The organism is Pseudobacteroides sp. (genome assembly GCF_036567765.1).
Taxonomy (GTDB): Bacteria; Bacillota; Clostridia; order Acetivibrionales; family DSM-2933; genus Pseudobacteroides.
The window spans coordinates 23534-43075 of sequence record NZ_DATCTU010000031.1; the positions used below are offsets into that span (position 1 = coordinate 23534).

Below are 19542 nucleotides of genomic sequence, written 5' to 3' on the forward strand. Positions count from 1 at the left end.
ATTCTCCAGGAGGTCATTAATGAATTTTTTAAGAAATATCAGCGTAAAGATAAGACTTACAGCTATTCTTATAGTATGGATTATCACTTTTATATGTGTGGGCATATTTGCAATTGTTCAAATGGAAAATATCTCTTCTGTAACCAAGTCTATTTATACCGATCCGATGCAAGTATCAAACGCAGCTATTGAGGCACGTGTAGATATAATAAAAATACAGAGGGACATGAGAGCTTTATTAATATTAACTAACAAAGACCAGGTGCTAAAAAGTTTACATAATATCGCACCACTTGACGAAAGAGTTATGGGCAGTTTTGACATTATTAATACACATTCTGAAACACCGGAAACTATAAACCTTGAAAAGGAAGCAAGGCAAATATTTCAGGATTGGATTAAAGGCAGGGAAGATGCAATAAACCTTTTATTAGGCGGGAATTTAATAAAAGCAACCGATGTGGTTTTGGGTTTTAACTCCAGGTACGTGATTAAATTAGAAAATATACTTGTCAAGATTGATGCAAATTCAAGAAAAATGGCTGATATTTTAATTAAAGAGGCTGATGGAGTGGAATCAACTCAAAAAAATGCTCTTATCATATTAATAACAAGTATGACCATAGTATTTATATTTTTCTTTATTCTAATTACAAACAGTATTCTAAAGCCTATTACCATGTTGACAGCAGCTATGGACAACAGTGCAAACACAGGTAATCTATCCACAGTGCAATTAAATGGTAAAAATGAAATCGTAGATATGACAAAATATTATAATGTATTAGTGTGTAAGCTGAAAGACATGTTCTGGGTTAAGGATTCCCAGAATGTATTAAGCCAGGAACTCTCGGGATGCAAAACCCTCGACGAGCTTACACAAAAAGCTGTAAATTTCATTTCAGAGATTGCAGATGCGGGAAAAGGGGTTTTATATACATACAACAGCGACAACAATATGCTGTACCTAAAGTCTTCCTACGCATTTACCCAACAGGACAAGCTACATGAAAAAATTGCAATAGGGGAAGGAATTATCGGCCAGGCTGCACTTCAAAAAAAGCCCATATTCCTTAATAACATCAACAAAAAAGAAACTTACATATCCACGGGAATAATAGACGAAGCACCATTAAACACATATACCATACCATTGATTTATGAAGATCAACTTTACGGTGTTGTTTCACTAGCTTCATTTGAGCACTTCAATAAAGCAAAACTTGAGGTCTTGGATTGCTGCAGTAATATTATAGCTGTCAACTTATACTCATCTTTCCAAACCCAAACCATTAAGGATTTACTTTACATTTCAGAAAAAACACAGGAAGAAGTGCGAGAATCAGCTGAAGAGCTCAGAGAAGCTAACTTATTACTGCAGCAGCAGCAGGAGCTTTTACAGCAGCAAACAGAAGAACTGCAACAAACGAATACCGAACTTGAAGAACAGCAGCAGCTTCTTCAACAGCAAAGTGAAGAACTCCAGCAAACCAATACACAGCTCGAAGAACAGCAGCAGCAGCTTGAGGAACAAGCAAGAGTTTTAAATATACAGAACAAGCAGCTTGAAGAAACAGGCAGAGAACTTAAAAAGAGGTCTGAGGAACTTGAAAACTCCAATAGGTATAAATCAGAATTCCTTGCTAACATGTCCCATGAATTAAGGACTCCATTGAACTCAATTATCCTCCTTTCCAAGTTATTGCTAAACAAAGCAAAAAGCAAGCTTGTAGAAGGCGATAAAGAAAAAATCGATATAATAAACAACGCAGGACAAGAACTTCTGCGTCTTATAAATGACATTTTAGATCTTTCCAAGATAGAGGCAGGGCGTATGACTGTCGATGTACAGGAATTTGATTCCGGTTTCTTGATCAGTGAAACCAAACGAATGTTCGAAGGACTGACAAGTGAAAAAGGACTAAATTTGGTTATGGAGGACATGGTAAACAATCGCCTGTGCGGTGATGTTCATAAAATATCACAAATATTAAGGAACCTTATATCAAATGCTATAAAGTTTACCAATTATGGTTATATAACTCTTAATATTGCAAGGGATGGCGTTGATTCAGCGGGAGTCGTATTCACAGTAAAGGATACAGGCATTGGAATTGCACCCCAACAACAGGCAGTAATATTTGAGGAGTTTCAACAGGGTGACGGTTCCATATCAAGGAAATACGGCGGAACCGGCTTAGGATTATCTATATCCAAAAAGCTAGCCGAGTTATTGGGCGGAAAAATAAAAGTTAGAAGTGAATTGGGCCACGGAAGTGAATTTTCACTATATATTCCAAACCTTATTCCAGATAATCCAGGAATCCATACTTCATCACTAGCTCACTACTGGGCTGCAGAAAAGGAAACTGCTGCCGGTAGTCTTGATGTTAGGTCACAAGACAAATCCGATAATGCAGTGTTAGTTATAGAGGATGACTTAATCTTTGCAGAGTACTTGAAAGATATTATTCAAGGTATGGGGTTCAATTCTATTATAGCAGCCAATGGAAAAGACGGTTTGCAGCTGGCAAAACAACACAGGCCTAAAGGTATTCTATTGGATTTAGGTTTGCCCGATATAAGCGGTATTGATGTACTGAGAGAACTGAAAAGTACTATCGAGCTAAGGGAAATTCCTGTACATGTTATTTCCGTTTGGGAGAAGAATTTTAAGCCACAAAGAATGGGGGCAGTAGGTTTTAAGCAAAAACCAATCGAAGAGTCCCAAATTGTCAAGCTGATTTCCCAAATGATAGATTTCTCAGAAAAGGACCCTAAGCAATTACTTCTGATTGAGGATAACCCTGTACAACAGGAAGCCATAAAAGAGATAATCGGAAATGGAGATATTGTTATAAAAGCTGTTGATACTCAAATAGCTGCTCAGAATGAAATATTAAAAGGCAGTTATGATGTAATAGTATTGGATTTGGCACTGAAAGAAGGAAACGGGCTTAATGTCTGCAAATTCATCGGTGAAAAAAAGATAGAAATACCCCTCATTGTTTATACGGGAAGAGAACTGTCTCTTGAGGAAGAAAAGGAAATACGGACTTATGCCGACAGCATCATAATAAAAACTGCTAACTCCGAAGAAAGACTGCTTGATGAAGTTACTCTATTTTTGCATAAGGTAAAAAGGTATAAGAAAGACGAGTATTACATTAATTCAAAAACCAAGGAAGATTATTCTCTAAATCTTCAAGGAAAAACAATAATGATTGTGGATGATGACCCAAGAAATGTTTATGTTTTGGCATCCGCACTGGAACAGTATGGAGCTAATGTTTTAGAGGCAGGAAATGGAAAAGATGCATTGGAGAAGCTTAAGGATAACAAAATAGACCTTGTATTAATGGATATTATGATGCCGGAAATGGATGGCTATGAAACTATCATTGCTATTCGGAAGACCGATTTAATTAAGGAAATTCCAATTATCGCTATTACAGCTAAGTCACTAAAGAGCGATAAAGATAAATGCATTGAGGCCGGAGCTAATGATTATATCTCAAAGCCGGTAGATTACGATACATTAGTCCGATTAGTGAAGGTTTGGAGCAATAAGAAATAGGAGCATAGGGAGTAATATATGGATTTAAATATACATTATATTCAAAATAGTTATATTAAAAATATCTCCGTTATTGGGGAAATTGAGACAAAAGAGGATACTGAAAGACTATTAAGGGAACTTGAGGCTTCAAATATTTTAGAATTTAATATCACATTTATTGGAGCAAATACGCTTAATACGAGAATTGTTGAAAAAATCAGCTACTTACGAAAAATATTAAAGTGCAAGATATATGTTTTAAAGCGTTTTCTCTACTTATACCTGCAGGATCTTGGTATAAAATGTGAATACGTATTAAAAAAATCATTACACGCTAAATTAAATAATAAAACACCAATATCTGAGTTAAGAAGCTTGGATACCGATATGGTAAACCGTTTCCTGGAAAATATCCGTTTAAAATTCGGGTATGACTATACCGGCTACCAGATTGATAGTGTAATAAGAAGGATTAATATCACTATGCTTAGAGAAAACATATCATGTTTTGAACAATTTGAGGCAGCTGTATTGAAAGAACCAGAAATATTCGAACAGCTTTTTCTTGATTTATCCATAAATACAACAGGATTTTTCAGAGATCCTGATGTTTTTCTCATGCTAAGGAATAGAATATTGACTTATCTTTGTTCATATTCTCATATAAAAATCTGGTGTGTTGGCTGCTCAAGCGGCAAGGAGCCTTACTCCCTTGCGATTTTACTTTATGAACTGGGATTGCTAAACAAAACATATATTTACGCGACTGATATAAATCCGTACATAATAGAGGAAGCAAAAAATGGATTATTTTCAACAAGTAATATAGATAAAGATATTCTCAATTACCAAAAATCCGGCGGTACAAGAAACTTTGTTGACTATTTTGATCTGAATGATTCGTACATGAAGATCAAAAGTCACTTGCAAAAGAATATCCTATTTTTTCAGCATAGTGTTATTGGGAATGGTATTCTTAACGAATTTCAATTGATTTTGTGTAGAAACGTTCTTATATATTTAACGCCTCAAACACAGGAAAAAGTACTTTTTACGCTTTCCAAATCCCTTGATTTCACCGGTTTTTTGGTACTTGGAAAAAGTGAAGGAATGCTCTTGAATGGAGGTCATTCATTTTTCGTAAATTATCTTGCCAAAGAGAAAATTTATAGGTTAAAGCAAAGTATTTGATGCAACTTGCCATTGACTAAACTTTTTAAATGTGATATTTTGTATATATCTTACAATTGAAAGGACGGTTTTGATGTCGGTAAGTTATGTAAAGGTGATTTTCAACTAAATAAAGTTGGAAGGACACAAATTAAACAAAACAGGTGATTTGCCTGTCTATTATCTGTGTCCAAATAAGGCATTACCTTACTGACTGCTTCAAAAACCATTTTCGAATTGTATTTGTAAATGCATGGCACGACAAGGTGAGTTTGTCGGGCTATTTTTATTTTGGGAACTTGCAAAGCAAGTGACCTAAAATCGCGAAGAGATTTTGTGCCGATAAATACAATTGTTTAATTTCCTTTGCACCCGCAGGAGCATTCTGCCTTTTAGAAGGAGGTATGTCTTTTGCGGGTGTTTTTATTTTGCAATCCTGATGCTATCGTGAAAAATCAAGTAAAACAAAAAGGAGACTAAACAATGAATAATAAAATGTATGAAACGCTAGAATTTAATAAAGTACTTGGTATTCTTGAGGAATATGCCTTATGTGAACGGGTTAAGTCCAAAATCAGGAATCTCGAGCCATACCTATCAGAAAGTGAAGTGAAAAGACATTTAAATGAAACAACTGAGGCAAAGCTGATTATGGAGCACTATGGTACCCCTCCCCTTTCAGCAATGAATGATCTTGATAAATTTCTGGTTTTAGCAGACAAGGGAACACTTCTAATGCCGGAACAACTGAGTAATATCGCACAGTTTTTTGCATCTTGCAGGAGGTTAAAAGCATACCTAAAAAAAGCCGAAGGATCTTTTACAGCAGTAGCCTCATATGGAAAATCTATTTACGACTTGTCAAATGTTGAAGATGAAATAAATGGGTCGGTACGCGGTTCTCAGCTTGTTGACAGTTCATCCCCACTGCTTAATGACATTAGAAGAAAAATATCAAGCACAGAAGTACAGGTTAAATCCAAGCTTGATTCACTTCTCCGCAATAATAAAATTTGGTTTTCCGAGGGTTTTGTATCCATACGCAACGGGCATTATACACTGCCTGTGAAAAGAGAATACAAAAACCAGGTGAGCGGTTCGGTTGTCGATATGTCACAAAGCGGAAGCACTTATTTTATTGAGCCATCCGCTGTAAGAAAAATGCATGAAGAGCTGGGCATATTGCACATTGAAGAGGAAAACGAGGTTAGACGCATACTGTATGTTTTGACAGCTCTTGTAGAAGAGCATTTGCCGCTTATTCATATAAATATTGAAGCCATGGAAAGCCTTGACTTCATTTTCTCCAAAGCAAAACTCAGCATAGCAATGAAGGCTGTTCCACTGCCCGTTTCCAGTGAAAGAAAAATAGTAATCAAGGCAGGCCGACACCCGCTATTGAAAGCAGAAACCATAGTCCCTCTTGATTTTCATATTGGGGGAGGTGGGGGAGGTTACAAAGGCATCATAATAACCGGCCCAAACACTGGAGGAAAAACTGTTGCACTAAAAACCATAGGTCTATTATCTCTGATGGCCCAAAGCGGTCTGCATGTTCCTGCAGAGACCGGGTGCTTCACAATGAATAGTTATGTGTTGTGTGATATCGGAGATGGCCAAAGTATTACTGAAAACCTTTCAACATTTTCATCCCATATGACAAATATTATAAAGATACTGCAGTTGGCAGATGAAGACTCACTGGTCTTGCTGGATGAACTGGGCTCAGGAACAGATCCTGCTGAAGGGATGGGGCTTGCTGTTGCTATCCTGGAAGAGTTGATAGGCAAAAACTGCCTGTTTGTTGCAACCACTCATTACCCTGAAATAAAGGAATTTGCCAAATCAGTACCTGGTCTCATAAATGCAAGAATGGGCTTCGACCTGCAAAGCCTGTTGCCTTTATACAAGTTGGAAATCGGCGAGGCAGGTGAGAGCTGTGCTTTATACATAGCAAGGTGCTTAGGGCTTCCTATGAAAATGATTGAACGGGCAAGTCTAGCTGCATATGGTGATAGAACTACAGCTTTTGTAGAAAATTCCAATAACATTGGTACTCCTCCCAAGGAAATGAAGAAAAGAGAAATGCCTGACAAAAGAATTCGGAAGCAGGATATCAAAAATACCAGGAACAACCCACGAAGTATGAGATTTAATAAAGGCGACAGCGTTATGGTTTATCCTCAAAAAATGATTGGAATTGTATATCAAAAGGCAAATGAAAAGGGCGAAATTGGAGTGCAAATGAAAAACAAGAAGCTTTTGATCAATCATAAAAGACTAAAGCTGCATGTGCCTGCAAGTGAGCTTTATCCTGAAGATTATGACTTCTCAATTATATTTGAAACGGTGGAAAACCGCAAGAAAAGGCATCAAATGGAACGCAAACATGATCCTCAAACAATAATTGAAACAAGTGACTGAGAAAGGTGCTAACTCATATGAATATAATACACACAAAAAATCTTAATAAATTGTATACTCGTTTTGAAAAGGAAGAAGGCCTGAAAGGCAGTATTAAAAGTTTGTTTGACAGGAAAAAAATCACAAAGGCTGCTGTAAACCATTTTAATCTTGATGTTAATCAAGGTGAATTTATCGGGTTAATAGGCCCAAATGGTGCGGGAAAAACTACCCTTATGAAAATTCTGACCGGGATAATCTCTCCTACATCAGGTGAAATTTCCGTATTGGGGTATATGCCTAATGAACTGAAAAATGAATATAAAAAGCAATTCGCAATTGTTATGGGACAAAAAAGCCAGTTATTTCAGGATATATCTGCCGCAGATACATTTTTGCTTCTTAAGGAAATATATGATATCCCAGAAGCTCAGTATCGTAAAAACCTTAGTTATTTTACTGAACTTTTTGCTGTTCAGGATTATCTAAATGTGCAGGTCAGAACCCTTTCTCTTGGTGAAAGAATGAAAATGGAACTTATAGCTGCACTTTTGCATAGCCCGCAGATACTCTTTCTTGATGAACCTACAATTGGGCTTGATGCTGTTGCTCAAAAACAAATAAGAAGCTTTTTGAGAGAAGTAAACCGCAATAATGGAACAACAATACTCCTTACCAGTCACTACATGGAAGATATAAAAAGCCTATGTGGGAGATGTGTAGTCATAAACAGCGGAAGCAAAATTTATGATGGAAGCCTTGAAATGCTTTTTAACAGTTATCAAACACATAAATTGATAACTGTAACATTTGATGAATCAACATCTTACCGTCCTAATCTTGATATTCAAATAATTGAGGAAAACCCTTACAAACTATCTTTTATGGCACACAGAAAAGATGTCCGCTGTATTATAGGGACTATTTTGAACAAGTGCGAAGTAAATGATATTTCTATTGAGGAAGAGGACATTGGTAATGTTGTTGAGAGAATTTACTCCGATAAAGGATGTGAAGTCCTGTGAAAAAATACTTCGAAACATCAAAGATCATATTCAAAACACAGATAGCCTACCGCTTTGACATTATAGCAAGCATGGTTTTTACAATCTCAAAAATCCTGCTTGCATATGTACTTTGGAAAGCTGTCTTCAAAACGCAAAACATTGTTTCGGGCTTTACCTTCGACGCCATGCTTTCTTATTACATCATCAGTTCATTTTTAACCCAGCTCGATCAGTCCTCAGTTACAGGATGGCAAATTGCTGAAGAGATAAAAAATGGAAGATTCTCAAAATATATTGTAAAGCCTATTGGGATTTTTAGGTTCTTCACAGCCCAGACAGCTGGCAGATCGGCTTTTCTGCTACTATTCAATTTGATTGCGTCATTGATATGGATCTTTATTTTCCATGTGAGCTTTGTAATTAGCACAAGTATTTGGAACATTCTTTCTGCTCTTGTGCTTACACTGCTTGGATTGTTATTTATGATGCAGGTTAACTATTTTATTGGAATACTTGCTTTCAAATTCGTTGATACAAGCATTTTTATGATGATAAAGGATAATATGGTGCAATTTATAACCGGCTCACTCATACCTCTTGTGCTGCTGCCCCCAGAAATAATCAGGACAATGTCATTTTTTCCTTTTTACTATATTTCATATCTTCCTTCCATGCTTCTTCTTGGCAAGAATCAAAATGAGGCTCTTTCGGGTTTTGTTATCCTGTCATTATGGAATTTGGCCTTTGGAATATTAAATTCAACTGCTTATAAAAAACTAAAATCTGAATATGATGGGGTGGGAATATGAGAATAAAAAGAGATATTAAAATAATATATATGCTGTTGAAAATGAAGCTTTCACGAAACATGGCATTCAGATTTTCATTTTTCGGCGTATTCTTTGTTGACGGAACACTATTTTTAATGCAGCTGTTGATGTTTTCAGCAATTTATTCTCAGGTTGGAAGCATAGGGGGATGGGATAAATCCCAAATGCTTATTTTCATCGGCACATTCTCGCTTATAAATGCACTTAATATGTCCACGTACTTTTTTGGAGTTATAACTATCCCTACAAAAATCAAATCAGGAGAGCTGGACTATTATATAACAAAGCCCATTAACTCGCTGCTGCACCTTTCCTTTGAAAGTATCGATCCAGGTTCGGTTCCTCTTGTGTTTGCAAGCATAGGAATACTTGTCTACGCTGCTTCAGGAATAGATATGCAAACAACTCTATTTACAGTTATTGGATATACATTCATGCTGCTCATAATGCTTATTCTATATTATGATATGATGGTAATCCTTCGTACTATTTCATTCTTAGCTATCCAAGTATCCTCTATAGAGCGGCTTGAGGGAGAAGTCATAACATTGTGTATGAAGATACCGGGAACCTTGTTTAAAGGGGCCTTTAAACTGCTATTTTATTTAATTTTACCCTATGGAATCATGGCAACAATCCCAGCACAGTTTTTTGCGGGAACCCTTTCCCCCTTAGCTTCTGTTTATTCAGTTGCAGTAACTGCAGCTTTTACGGCTTTCACACTTTTCTTCTGGAAACTTGGTATTAAGTGTTATAAGAGTGCAAGCAGCTAATACTCTTGGGATGAGACATGTATAAATAAAGGATACTGAGGTGAATGGTATTTTATAAAAAAGCATTATCACAGGTATCCTTTATCTTTATTTATCCCAACTAGTTTATTATAACTAATAACTAATCTATTGTAGTTTATTGCTGGAATTCATACTGCTGTCGCCCTTTAATTGATTGCTGCTATCCATCAAGTGATTCATACCTCTCACTAGTGAATCATCCTCAAGTACACTATAGAGATGATATCCCAAATCTTCACGATCCTTTAATACTTCTTCCAGAGTTTCCACAGTACCAAAATCCCCAAGGTCATGAGCACGTTTTATAGTCTGTCTTAACATCTGCTGGATTTTTAATTCATGCTCCAAGTCATTCCTAAGGAAGTCCCTTATACTGTACCTGCCTTCCACTTCATGCTTTATATAGGAAAGCTCATGCTGTGTAACCGGATGTGCAGTTGGGACTCCTCCAAGCCTTGTAACTCGCTCTCCTACTTCGTCAATATGCTTTGTGGTTTTTTCAATATGTTCTTCAAGTAATTCATGAAGACTTATAAATCCTTCCGCACCTTCAGACATCCAATGATGCTTGTTGTACTGGTGCAGTGCAACACTTAATGCACATTGGTGATCATCAAGCATTAAAGCCATTTCCTTACGGACTTCATAAGGAAGGTTGATTCCTGACCCCTCCTGCTTAACGGTCCTTGGCTGTTGTCTGAGAATCATATCATGGCTTGTCTTATGCCCAGGCATATTCTCATTGAATCCTGATTTCTCCAAGTTGAATCTTCCTTGAAAGTTGCCGACATTCTTCATTGCTGCTTTAATATCATTAGGTACTTGTGATGTAGTCTGTACTGGTTCCATTATACACATCTCCTCTTAATTAAATTACTTGGTTATTTTACCCTGAGAAAGAATAAATATTTATATGATTCTACTAATAAACTTGAGCATGAATAATAGCATCTTTAGTAACAGGATGATATAATATACAGGTACCAAAATTATTCAATTGTAGGAGATTGTTCAATGAGAAAATTAGCCTTAGCAATAGCATTTATTATCTTGTTTTCAGGATGCTACAAAAGTAAGGAACCGGAAGGCAGCATGGTTAAAGCAACAGGTGCAAGCACAGTGCTGGAGCATTATGGGATGGTATATAATAAACTCTACGAGTTACCTAATAATAAACAAATATATTACAATGATTATAAAAATATCCTTTTTAAATCAGGAGACAACCATATACTGCTTAATAACACTGGTAAAGATGAATCCGCATCTTCTTCACCTGTTCTGTCACCCAACAGAAAGAATATTGCATATATATCCCCCTATGAGTTTGAGTTAAATGGCAATGTCTACGTTTTTGATACAGATACGGAGATTGCCAAAAAGGTAATTCAGGTTGATATTAAACAGGAAGATTCAGCTAAAGTTGTTAAGTGGCTTGATGACGACAGGTTATTGGTAATTATCGGTTATGGTAAAGGTACAGTAAGCAGGGGAGGAAATTTGTATTTATATAACCTTAAAACCGATGAATTAAAAACCTTAAAGCGTGCCGATGAGAAGGAAGAAATAGTGGATGTAAATACCGGTAAAGGTGAGCTGCTGCTTGATGTAATTACATGGGACGAGGAATTTATAAAGTATACAACCAAACAAGTAAGACTAAAGCATGAGTAAGTTTCTGTATTACGCTATAATGAAGCAGGAAGTGAAATAATATTGGAATTTAACCAAGGAGTAGACCATGAAAGATTTAAGCTTATGGGATGAAATGCTATCCACATTACGTTATAATGATAGTATTTTTCATAATATTTTTCTTACGGTATTGATATCAGCAGCTCTTTTTATAATTATTGTAGTCATTTACATATTATACTTGATTGGCAATTCTAACCTTGATAACAAACCAAGATTTACAAAGAAAACATTTTTTATATTTGCCACCATGGGGTTTTGGATGCTGATTTTTCCATTAGGCTTGCATATAATAAGCAATGTTGCACTGACACATGATAGTGATACTAACCGCAATTGATCTTAAGGATGGTAAAAAAACCTGGACTATTGATACAGGAGCCAGTGATATTAATGAGTTATACTCAGTTGGTAAAGACTATATTCTCTTGTTCTGCCAAAACGGCTCAGGAACAATGGGAGCAGATTTTAATACGAATTTTATTCTTTATGTTTCATTGAAAGACGGAACCTGCACAGGCTATGATTTCAAATATGAAAGAAGTTTTAAACTGCCAATGCATTAAACAAGATTTATCTCAATAACTTTATAATTCTTGTATTACTTATTTTAACCGCTATATCTAAAGGTGTATTTTCATTTATATCTTTTATTAGTTTATTCGCACCTGAGTCTAACAGCAGCTTAATAATTCGGGGATGTTCATCAGTATTTTTTGTGTTTGCTGCCAAATGAAGCGGTGTTGTATTCGATACATCGCATACATTAACATTTGCTCCTTTATCAATAAGCATCTTAACCAAATCATAATCCCCTGAAAAGACTGCGTTATGAAGAGCGGCTGTTCCTGAGTTGGATCTGGTATTAATATCCGATCCTTTTTCCAGTAAATACTTTACAACCTTTTTTCTTTTATCTTTGTCTGCTATATTGAAAGCAGTTATTAATGGCGTTGAACCATAATAATCCCTTTGATTTATGTCAAAAGCATAATTTTTAAACAAAAAGCTTAATATATCTGTTGAAGACGCAAAATTAAGAGCATTTTTTCCATATAAATCTTTTTCGTATACATTAAATTTTCTTGATAACAGGTATTGAAACAACTCGAGATTGCCCGACATAGCTGCAAAATGAAGAGCTGTTTGATTGTCTAAAGTTTTTTGCCTATCATCTTTGAGTATTGATAAAAAGTATACATACAATTCTTTTGATCCGGACTTGGCAGCAAAATGCAAATAATTTTGATCGTTTTCATTGCTATAACTCTTATTGATTCCAAGCTCTACTAATTTCTTTATCATTTCTATATTCGAATTATGTATTATTGCTGTTGTCATGGCATTTCCTGATTTATAGCTTTTTGCATTAATGTCAAATCCAAGTTTAATCAGCTTACTAACCATGCTTATATTATTATTCAAAACAGCAAGCTCAAGTATGTTTCTATAATTTTTATAAACCGGCTTACGTATATCAGCACCATTTTTAACAAGAATCTCCGCCATCGTCGCATATCCTTTTTCCACCGATGAAAGCAACGGCAGCTCTGTAAATAAATTTTCGTCATTTAAATCTATGCTGTTTTCATTCAATATTTTTTGAACTTTTTGTATATCATTATTTAAAACTGCATGGTGCAACTCCTTATATACACCAATCATCCTATTTGAGCTTGTTGGTTTTAAAAACATACATCCCGAACAAAAGAATATGCTTATTAAAAGGATTAATCCTAGAGCCTTTATCATTTTACTTGACATTTTAATTCCCCTGTTTTTGTTTAATGCTGCTTCTATCGCTACTCCGATTACAATACCATACACACATTCCAATTTATGTATATATGTTAATATATCATAATTTTAGCTTTTTGTCACTTACAGCAGCTTTTGCTCAGGGTAGCTTTCATATGTCACATTAAAGTGTCTTGCAATTACCTCTTACTCAATCATGTTCCGCAAAAGGTTCGGTAAGGACAGGATGATGGAGCAGGCAGTGTAGAATACTCAGCCTGCTCTTCTGAGTGAGCGTAGGGATTTGCAAGAACATTAAGCAACTGCTCCATTACTTTATAATCTTCCCTTTCTACAGCAGCCTCCAAAGCCTCTTCTACTCTGTGGTTACGAGGTATTAATGCAGGATTGTTACTTTGCATCAACTGTTTTGAGGCTTCCCTTGACTCTTTCTGACTTTCTAGCCTAGCCCGCCACGATTCATACCACTCATCGAATTCCTGAGTTCCGCTTAGGGAAGTTTCTTCTGGTTTATCAAAAGTTAGTGAACGAAATGTATTGGTATAATCCAAATGATTCTTATGCATCATATCAAGCAGTCTTTCAATAAGGGATTCATCCTGAGGCTCTTCATTGAATATTCCCAGTTTTGCTCTCATTCCTTTAAGCCAATTCTTACGATATAGCTCACTAAAACTTGAAATTTCATCCTGGGCCAATTTAACAGCCTGCTCCTCATTGTCATGGAGCAGAGGCAGCAGAGCTTCAGCGAGTCTTGCAAGATTCCAACCTGCTATATACGGCTGGTTGCCGTAGGCATAGCGGCCGTGAATGTCAATAGAACTGAATACCGTTGCCGGGTCATAAGCATCCATGAAAGCACAGGGGCCATAATCAATGGTTTCTCCGCTGATGGTCACGTTATCGGTATTCATAACCCCATGGATAAATCCAACCAACTGCCATTTGGCAATCAGTGAGGCCTGACGTTTGATCACTTCCTGCAGCAGCGATAGGTATGGATTGCCACTCTCCTCAATACTGGGGAAATGGCGGTTTATTGCATAGTCAGCCAGAGCTTGGAGCTCCTCAAGGGCACCCCATCTTGCCGCATATTCAAAAGTTCCCACTCTCAGATGACTTGATGCCACACGAGTCAGAATAGCTCCAGGAAGTTTAGTTTCCCGGATTACTGTCTCGCCCGTTGTCACCACCGCCAGACTTCTAGTGGTTGGAATCCCAAGTGCATGCATGGCTTCACTAATGACATATTCCCGCAGCATCGGCCCAAGTGCTGCTCGTCCATCGCCCCCACGGGAATATGGGGTTCTACCTGAACCCTTTAGCTGAATATCAACACGTTCACCTAAAGGAGTGATTTGCTCTCCAATCAGCAACGCTCGACCGTCCCCTAACATGGTAAAATGCCCGAATTGATGCCCTGCATAAGCCTGAGCAAGGGGTAAAGCTCCTTCGGGAATCCGGTTGCCTGCAAGTACTGCTACTCCTTCTTCACTCTGAAGTGCCTTAGCATTTAAACCAAGGGATTCTGCCAACTGCTCATTTATAATAATCATCTTTGCTGATGGTACAGGAGTTGGCCCCAGCTTGGTAAAAAACGATTTTGGAAGCTGTGCATAACTGTTATCCAACTTCCATCCTGTTTCTATCATTAGTATATTATCTTTCATAATTATCGCCTCTATCTTTTTTTATCCAAAATAGCACTATGTGAAACAAAAACCAAAGGTATTATATGATTTTTGTACTGTTTTATAATAAATGTTGCCGTATTAGTGTTTACATGCGTAAATTTATTATACAGTTCGCAGACAATTAGCTGAATGACAATTCTTTTGGCAACATATATATATTATGACTATAATTTTTTGATATAAGCAAAATCCTATGAAAGTCAGGGAATAATATGTTAAGGAAAGAATCGTTTATTATTTTTATAGCTGTAATATTATCAATGATTTTGTGTTCATGTGGAGGCAAAAATATTTTACACAATGAAGAAGGCTCACAAAGAGCCGATTATAGTATTTCTAAAGTGTCCTACTCAGAAAAAAATGTTGTGATAAATTATCCTCAACTATATAACCTTAGTGATATTAACAGGCAGAATTCAATTAATAGGCTCATTAAGAATGAAGCCTTGAAAGTGTTAAATTATTATAATTCCGATATTGACTCATTGACTCTTGAAATAAGCTACGATATCCACTGGAAGGGAAATAACCTTTTGAGTATACAATACTGGGGAACAGGCTTTAATGAAGGTGCCGCTCATCCCAACAACCTGCTCTATACCACCAACATAAATATGGTAAGTCCGAGTAAGGTAATACTTGCTGATGTCATAAATATTGATGAAAGGTTTATAAAAAAATTCCGAAGCGGTGAGTTCAAATTATTTAGTCCTCAACTTCATGATAAAGCATTTATTATTTCATCGAAAGATATGTATTCACTTGAAGAATTAATTGGTCTATTTAAAAATGCCGATTCATTAGACTATGTAGGAACAGAAAAACAGTCTGATATATTTAGTTTTTTTACTAAAGATGCACTTTGTATAAGCATTCCGGTTAGTCATGCAGCTGGAGATCATGCAGAACTGGGATTTGAGTACAAGTCGATTTCCGATATAATAAAAGGCGAAAACAACATTTGGCAGGACTTTAAAAAAGAGGATATGATAAGTACTGGTACCATCACATCCTCCTATATAAAGCTGAAAAACAGAAGCGATACAGCTAAATCTTATTTGTGCTCAAAATATAATTAACTTTACAGTGCCCCCATAATGCCTATAAAATAGTTTATAGTACTTACAACTCCCTCTTCAATTTGTATTTTGGGTGCCCAATTCAACTGCTCTTTAGCAATGTAAATATCCGCCTTACGCTGTTTAGGATCATCCTGAGGCAAGGGCTTATATACAATTTGGGACTTGGAACCTACCTGACTGATAACTTTATTTGCCAAATCAAGGACTGTAAATTCATTTGGATTACCTAAATTCACAGGTCCAATAACGATATCGTTTTTCATCATTTTTATTAAGCCTTCAATTAGGTCATCTATATAACAAAAGGACCTGGTTTGTGTTCCATCGCCATAGACTGTTATGTCGTCATTGTTTAGGGCTTGAACAATAAAATTGCTGACAACCCTGCCGTCATCTGGCCTCATATAGGGTCCGTATGTATTAAATATCCTTACTATCCGAATATCGGTACCAAATCGCCTATGGTAATCCATAAACAAAGTCTCGGCAGTTCTTTTTCCCTCATCATAACAGCTCCTGATACCAATGGGATTGACATTCCCCCAATACCTTTCAGTTTGGGGATGCTGGACAGGATCTCCATAAACCTCAGATGTCGATGCTTGAAGAATTCTTGCTTTTGACATTGTAGCCATTTCAAGCATATTAATTGCACCCAATACACTGGTCTTAACAGTCTTTATGGGGTTCCTCTGGTAATAGACCGGGGAAGCAGGACATGCAAGGTTATAGATTTCATCCACATCCAAAGAAATAGGCGTTTCAATATCATGAAATACAAAATTGAAGTTTTCCTGTCCCAATAGATCATTTATGTTGGATTTTCTTCCCGAATACAGGTTGTCCATGCATATTACTTCATTTCCCAGCTGAAGCAACCTGCGGCACAAATGGCTGCCGATAAACCCTGCTCCTCCGGTTACCAATATTCTTTTCATATCTTTGCTTCCTCCCCACAGAATAATATTTAAATCCTATACTCTCCAATAAGTCTCTATCATATTGATTTCGCCCATCAATTATGATTTTATCCCTTAATTCGTTCTTGACTACTCCAAAATCAGGTTCTTTAAACTCACTCCATTCTGTAAGCAATATAAGTGCACTTGCCCCATTCAACGCATCGTACTGATTTTTACAATAGTTAATGCTCTCCCCAAAGATGCTCCTTGCTTCATCAATAGCCTTGGGATCATATACGTTAACTATGGCATTACGCTGCAGCAAAGCATTAATCACATTTATTGCCGGAGATTCCCTCATATCATTTGTACCCGGCTTAAATGAAAGCCCCCATACCGCAAACACAAGCCCCTCGGTATCATCATAAATATTATCAATAATCTCCACCACTTTTCTCTTCTGCCTGTTATTCACACTTTCAACAGACTCCAAGATCCTCGGCTCATAACCTACATCCTTTGAGATATTGATAAGTGCCCGGACATCTTTCGGAAAACACGATCCACCGTAGCCAATCCCCGCGTTTAAAAACTTTTCACCGATTCTGTCATCGGTACCTATACCCTTGCTTACAAGTTCCACATCAGCACCCAGTTTTTCGCATATATTGGATATCTCATTAATAAACGAAATTTTTGTAGCCAGCATTGCATTGGCAGCATATTTCGTCATTTCTGAAGACAGAGGGTTCATAACAAGAACCGGATATCCATCATTAATAAAATGATTGTACAGTTCCTTCATCATTTTTACAGCACGTTCATTTTCTGCCCCTATTACAATTCTGTTTGGCTTCATAAAGTCATCAATCGCAGAGCTTTCCCGAAGGAATTCAGGGTTGGATACAACATCAAATTCTATATCCTTCCCTCTTTTTCTGATAGCTGAATTTACAACTTTTTGGATTAGATTTACAGTACCAACAGGTGAAGTTGATTTATTTACTATAATTTTGTATGAGTCAATGCTTTGCCCGATACTTTCGGCAGCCTCCAGTACATAACTTAAATCCGCAGATCCATCAGGTTTGGATGGAGTTCCCACTGCAATAAATATAATATCCGATTCCTTGACACCCCAATTACATACATGTGAAAATTTTAATCTTCCGCTGCTATAGTTTCTCCTTATCATTTCTTCAAGACCGGGCTCATAGATTGGTACAATACCATTTCTGAGGGATTCTACCTTAGATAAATTATTGTCTACGCAGATCACTTCATTCCCTAATTCAGCAAAACATGTGCCGGTTACCAGCCCCACATATCCTGTTCCAATAATACAAATTTTCACACTACCCACTCCCTTTCAAATACGAAATTTGTTTTTATCTAAAAAAATTAATATGAATGTAACTAAACGCTTTACAGTATGCTTATCGCCCAGCTATAGCCTGCCGGTACTCTTCTACGGTTTGTATAAGCGACAGGTTCCAATCAAAACTGTTCTTAACATATTCCTTGGCTTCCCTGCCCATTTTGTTGGACCTTTCTGGATCATCCAGAAGTGTCCCAATTGCTTTTGCTATTTCATAGGGGTTTTTGCTGTCCACTAGTAACGCCGTTGGATTCTCTGAAGATCCTCCAAATATTTTTGAAAAGCCGCTTCCTAGAATAACCGGTTTACCTAGGGACATGGCTTCTAAAGCAACAAGCCCGAAAGGCTCGTACAGGGAAGGAAAGATACATATATCAGACATTAAGTAATGTGCTGCCACTTCGTTAACTCCTAAAAACCTGTGATAAGCAAAAACATTATTTGATAAACCCAATGTATGTATCAGCAAATCTACTTTTTCCTTGTCTCCAGCTCCGACTAAAACAAGCTTTATTTTCGGGTTTGTTTTCACAACCAATGGCATAGCTTTCAGTAATTGGAAAATTCCCTTTGAATAAATAAGCCTGCCAACAAACAAAAGTATTTTTTCATCAGGTAATGCATTTATTTTAGATCTGATCTCACATGCTGATGACACCGGACTTTTCTCACTGGAGAATATAGCTGAGCTGTTATCATGTCCATATGGCACCACTCTTATCTTACTAGAGCTCCATCCGTGTTCCACCAGCAATTTATGCATTTGTTCACTAGCTACAATAATTTTAGAAGCCCGGCTTGCCATTAGCCGTTCAAAGACAGCAATAATCTTGAAAAGAACATTTTTTTTATTCCACGGCACCATTGTATTTTCTGTACTGTGAACATGAAATACAACAGGTATTCTAAATGTCACAGTGCACAATATGCCTACAAGGCAGTTCATCCAATCATGTACACTGATAACATCGATTTTAGTATTTTTAACAATTTTCCTGAGCTGCATGTACGATGCAATATTATAGTATATTATCATTAAGCCCCTTGAAACACGCCATGGAATAATAGCTTTCATTAATCTATTTAACGGCCTGTATAACACAAGGTTTTTATATTCCTTTTTCTTTTCCAGTTTTCCCGTATTGCTGGCAAAAGCCCATATTTTATGTCCGTCTTCAGTAAGATGCTTTGTATAATATTCAACGAAACGTCCCAGTCCACCGTTAATAAATGGGGCAAATTCCCAGGCGAATGCTGCTATATTCAAACC

The 19542-nt window shown here is 36.7% G+C and carries 16 protein-coding genes; 10 read left to right on the forward strand and 6 right to left on the reverse strand.

The window, feature by feature from the left end:
- Window positions 1–19 precede the first annotated feature (19 nt).
- The 6 genes from VIO64_RS04440 (at window position 20) to VIO64_RS04465 (ending at window position 9742) form a co-directional block, all read left to right on the forward strand.
- Entirely contained in the window at window positions 20–3577 is a 3558-nt protein-coding gene (locus tag VIO64_RS04440; RefSeq protein WP_331915570.1) for a response regulator, read from the forward strand.
- Between the two features lie 18 nt (window positions 3578–3595).
- Window positions 3596–4750, forward strand: coding sequence for a protein-glutamate O-methyltransferase CheR (locus tag VIO64_RS04445; RefSeq protein WP_331915572.1), 1155 nt, complete (start codon window positions 3596–3598; stop codon window positions 4748–4750).
- Between the two features lie 462 nt (window positions 4751–5212).
- Complete coding sequence (locus VIO64_RS04450) at window positions 5213–7153, forward strand: endonuclease MutS2 (RefSeq protein ID WP_331915574.1); 1941 nt, start codon at window positions 5213–5215, stop codon at window positions 7151–7153.
- A 17-nt stretch (window positions 7154–7170) separates the two neighbouring features.
- On the forward strand, window positions 7171–8157 hold the full coding sequence (locus VIO64_RS04455) for an ABC transporter ATP-binding protein (RefSeq protein WP_331915576.1): 987 nt from the start codon (window positions 7171–7173) through the stop codon (window positions 8155–8157).
- Window positions 8154–8948 (forward strand): ABC transporter permease, encoded by a 795-nt coding sequence (locus tag VIO64_RS04460; protein WP_331915578.1) that lies wholly within the window; start codon window positions 8154–8156, stop codon window positions 8946–8948. The genes VIO64_RS04455 and VIO64_RS04460 overlap by 4 nt, the downstream gene beginning before the upstream one ends.
- Entirely contained in the window at window positions 8945–9742 is a 798-nt protein-coding gene (locus VIO64_RS04465; protein WP_331915580.1) for an ABC transporter permease, read from the forward strand. The genes VIO64_RS04460 and VIO64_RS04465 overlap by 4 nt, the downstream gene beginning before the upstream one ends.
- A 126-nt stretch (window positions 9743–9868) precedes the next feature.
- On the opposite strand, the gene VIO64_RS04470 is transcribed toward VIO64_RS04465, so the two are convergent.
- A complete protein-coding gene (locus tag VIO64_RS04470) occupies window positions 9869–10612 on the reverse strand; it encodes a ferritin-like domain-containing protein (protein ID WP_331915582.1) in 744 nt (247 codons plus the stop codon).
- 165 nt (window positions 10613–10777) lie between these two features.
- Here VIO64_RS04470 and VIO64_RS04475 point away from each other — a divergent pair, with 165 nt between their 5' ends.
- The 3 genes from VIO64_RS04475 to VIO64_RS04485 all read left to right on the forward strand — a co-directional run bounded on the left by VIO64_RS04475 (window position 10778) and on the right by VIO64_RS04485 (window position 12024).
- A complete protein-coding gene (locus VIO64_RS04475) occupies window positions 10778–11437 on the forward strand; it encodes a DUF4652 domain-containing protein (RefSeq protein ID WP_331915584.1) in 660 nt (219 codons plus the stop codon).
- A 67-nt stretch (window positions 11438–11504) separates the two neighbouring features.
- Window positions 11505–11798: a hypothetical protein gene (locus VIO64_RS04480; protein ID WP_331915586.1), complete on the forward strand. Its 294-nt coding sequence runs from the start codon at window positions 11505–11507 to the stop codon at window positions 11796–11798.
- Complete coding sequence (locus tag VIO64_RS04485) at window positions 11773–12024, forward strand: hypothetical protein (RefSeq protein ID WP_331915588.1); 252 nt, start codon at window positions 11773–11775, stop codon at window positions 12022–12024. Before VIO64_RS04480 ends, VIO64_RS04485 begins: the two co-directional genes overlap by 26 nt.
- Before the next feature lie 7 nt (window positions 12025–12031).
- Here the strand turns inward: VIO64_RS04485 and VIO64_RS04490 are convergent, their stop codons facing one another.
- Together VIO64_RS04490 and VIO64_RS04495 are read right to left on the reverse strand one after the other, a co-directional pair.
- A complete protein-coding gene (locus tag VIO64_RS04490; RefSeq protein ID WP_331915590.1) occupies window positions 12032–13222 on the reverse strand; it encodes an ankyrin repeat domain-containing protein in 1191 nt (396 codons plus the stop codon).
- 188 nt (window positions 13223–13410) lie between these two features.
- Window positions 13411–14886 (reverse strand): protein adenylyltransferase SelO, encoded by a 1476-nt coding sequence (locus tag VIO64_RS04495; protein WP_331915592.1) that lies wholly within the window; start codon window positions 14884–14886, stop codon window positions 13411–13413.
- A gap of 236 nt (window positions 14887–15122) precedes the next feature.
- Here VIO64_RS04495 and VIO64_RS04500 point away from each other — a divergent pair, with 236 nt between their 5' ends.
- Window positions 15123–15989, forward strand: a complete 867-nt coding sequence (locus VIO64_RS04500) for a hypothetical protein (protein WP_331915594.1) — start codon at window positions 15123–15125, stop codon at window positions 15987–15989.
- 2 nt (window positions 15990–15991) lie between these two features.
- On the opposite strand, the gene VIO64_RS04505 is transcribed toward VIO64_RS04500, so the two are convergent.
- From VIO64_RS04505 to VIO64_RS04515, 3 genes are all read right to left on the reverse strand, one after another.
- Window positions 15992–16930, reverse strand: a complete 939-nt coding sequence (locus tag VIO64_RS04505; protein WP_331915596.1) for a UDP-glucuronic acid decarboxylase family protein — start codon at window positions 16928–16930, stop codon at window positions 15992–15994.
- Entirely contained in the window at window positions 16851–18248 is a 1398-nt protein-coding gene (locus VIO64_RS04510; protein WP_331915598.1) for a UDP-glucose/GDP-mannose dehydrogenase family protein, read from the reverse strand. The genes VIO64_RS04505 and VIO64_RS04510 overlap by 80 nt, the downstream gene beginning before the upstream one ends.
- An 82-nt stretch (window positions 18249–18330) precedes the next feature.
- Window positions 18331–19539: a glycosyltransferase family 4 protein gene (locus VIO64_RS04515; protein WP_331915600.1), complete on the reverse strand. Its 1209-nt coding sequence runs from the start codon at window positions 19537–19539 to the stop codon at window positions 18331–18333.
- Window positions 19540–19542: the final 3 nt, after the last annotated feature.

Excerpts from the sequence above, each read along its gene's own strand:
- VIO64_RS04500 (WP_331915594.1), top strand. The coding sequence starts at position 15,123 with ATGTTAAGGAAAGAATCGTTTATTATTTTTATAGCTGTAATATTATCA.
- VIO64_RS04485 (WP_331915588.1), top strand. The coding sequence starts at position 11,773 with ATGATAGTGATACTAACCGCAATTGATCTTAAGGATGGTAAAAAAACC.
- VIO64_RS04505 (WP_331915596.1), bottom strand. The coding sequence starts at position 16,930 with ATGAAAAGAATATTGGTAACCGGAGGAGCAGGGTTTATCGGCAGCCAT.
- VIO64_RS04495 (WP_331915592.1), bottom strand. The coding sequence starts at position 14,886 with ATGAAAGATAATATACTAATGATAGAAACAGGATGGAAGTTGGATAAC.
- VIO64_RS04470 (WP_331915582.1), bottom strand. The coding sequence starts at position 10,612 with ATGGAACCAGTACAGACTACATCACAAGTACCTAATGATATTAAAGCA.
- VIO64_RS04475 (WP_331915584.1), top strand. The coding sequence starts at position 10,778 with ATGAGAAAATTAGCCTTAGCAATAGCATTTATTATCTTGTTTTCAGGA.
- VIO64_RS04445 (WP_331915572.1), top strand. The coding sequence starts at position 3,596 with ATGGATTTAAATATACATTATATTCAAAATAGTTATATTAAAAATATC.
- VIO64_RS04440 (WP_331915570.1), top strand. The coding sequence starts at position 20 with ATGAATTTTTTAAGAAATATCAGCGTAAAGATAAGACTTACAGCTATT.
- VIO64_RS04490 (WP_331915590.1), bottom strand. The coding sequence starts at position 13,222 with ATGTCAAGTAAAATGATAAAGGCTCTAGGATTAATCCTTTTAATAAGC.
- VIO64_RS04455 (WP_331915576.1), top strand. The coding sequence starts at position 7,171 with ATGAATATAATACACACAAAAAATCTTAATAAATTGTATACTCGTTTT.
- VIO64_RS04450 (WP_331915574.1), top strand. The coding sequence starts at position 5,213 with ATGAATAATAAAATGTATGAAACGCTAGAATTTAATAAAGTACTTGGT.
- VIO64_RS04480 (WP_331915586.1), top strand. The coding sequence starts at position 11,505 with ATGAAAGATTTAAGCTTATGGGATGAAATGCTATCCACATTACGTTAT.
- VIO64_RS04465 (WP_331915580.1), top strand. The coding sequence starts at position 8,945 with ATGAGAATAAAAAGAGATATTAAAATAATATATATGCTGTTGAAAATG.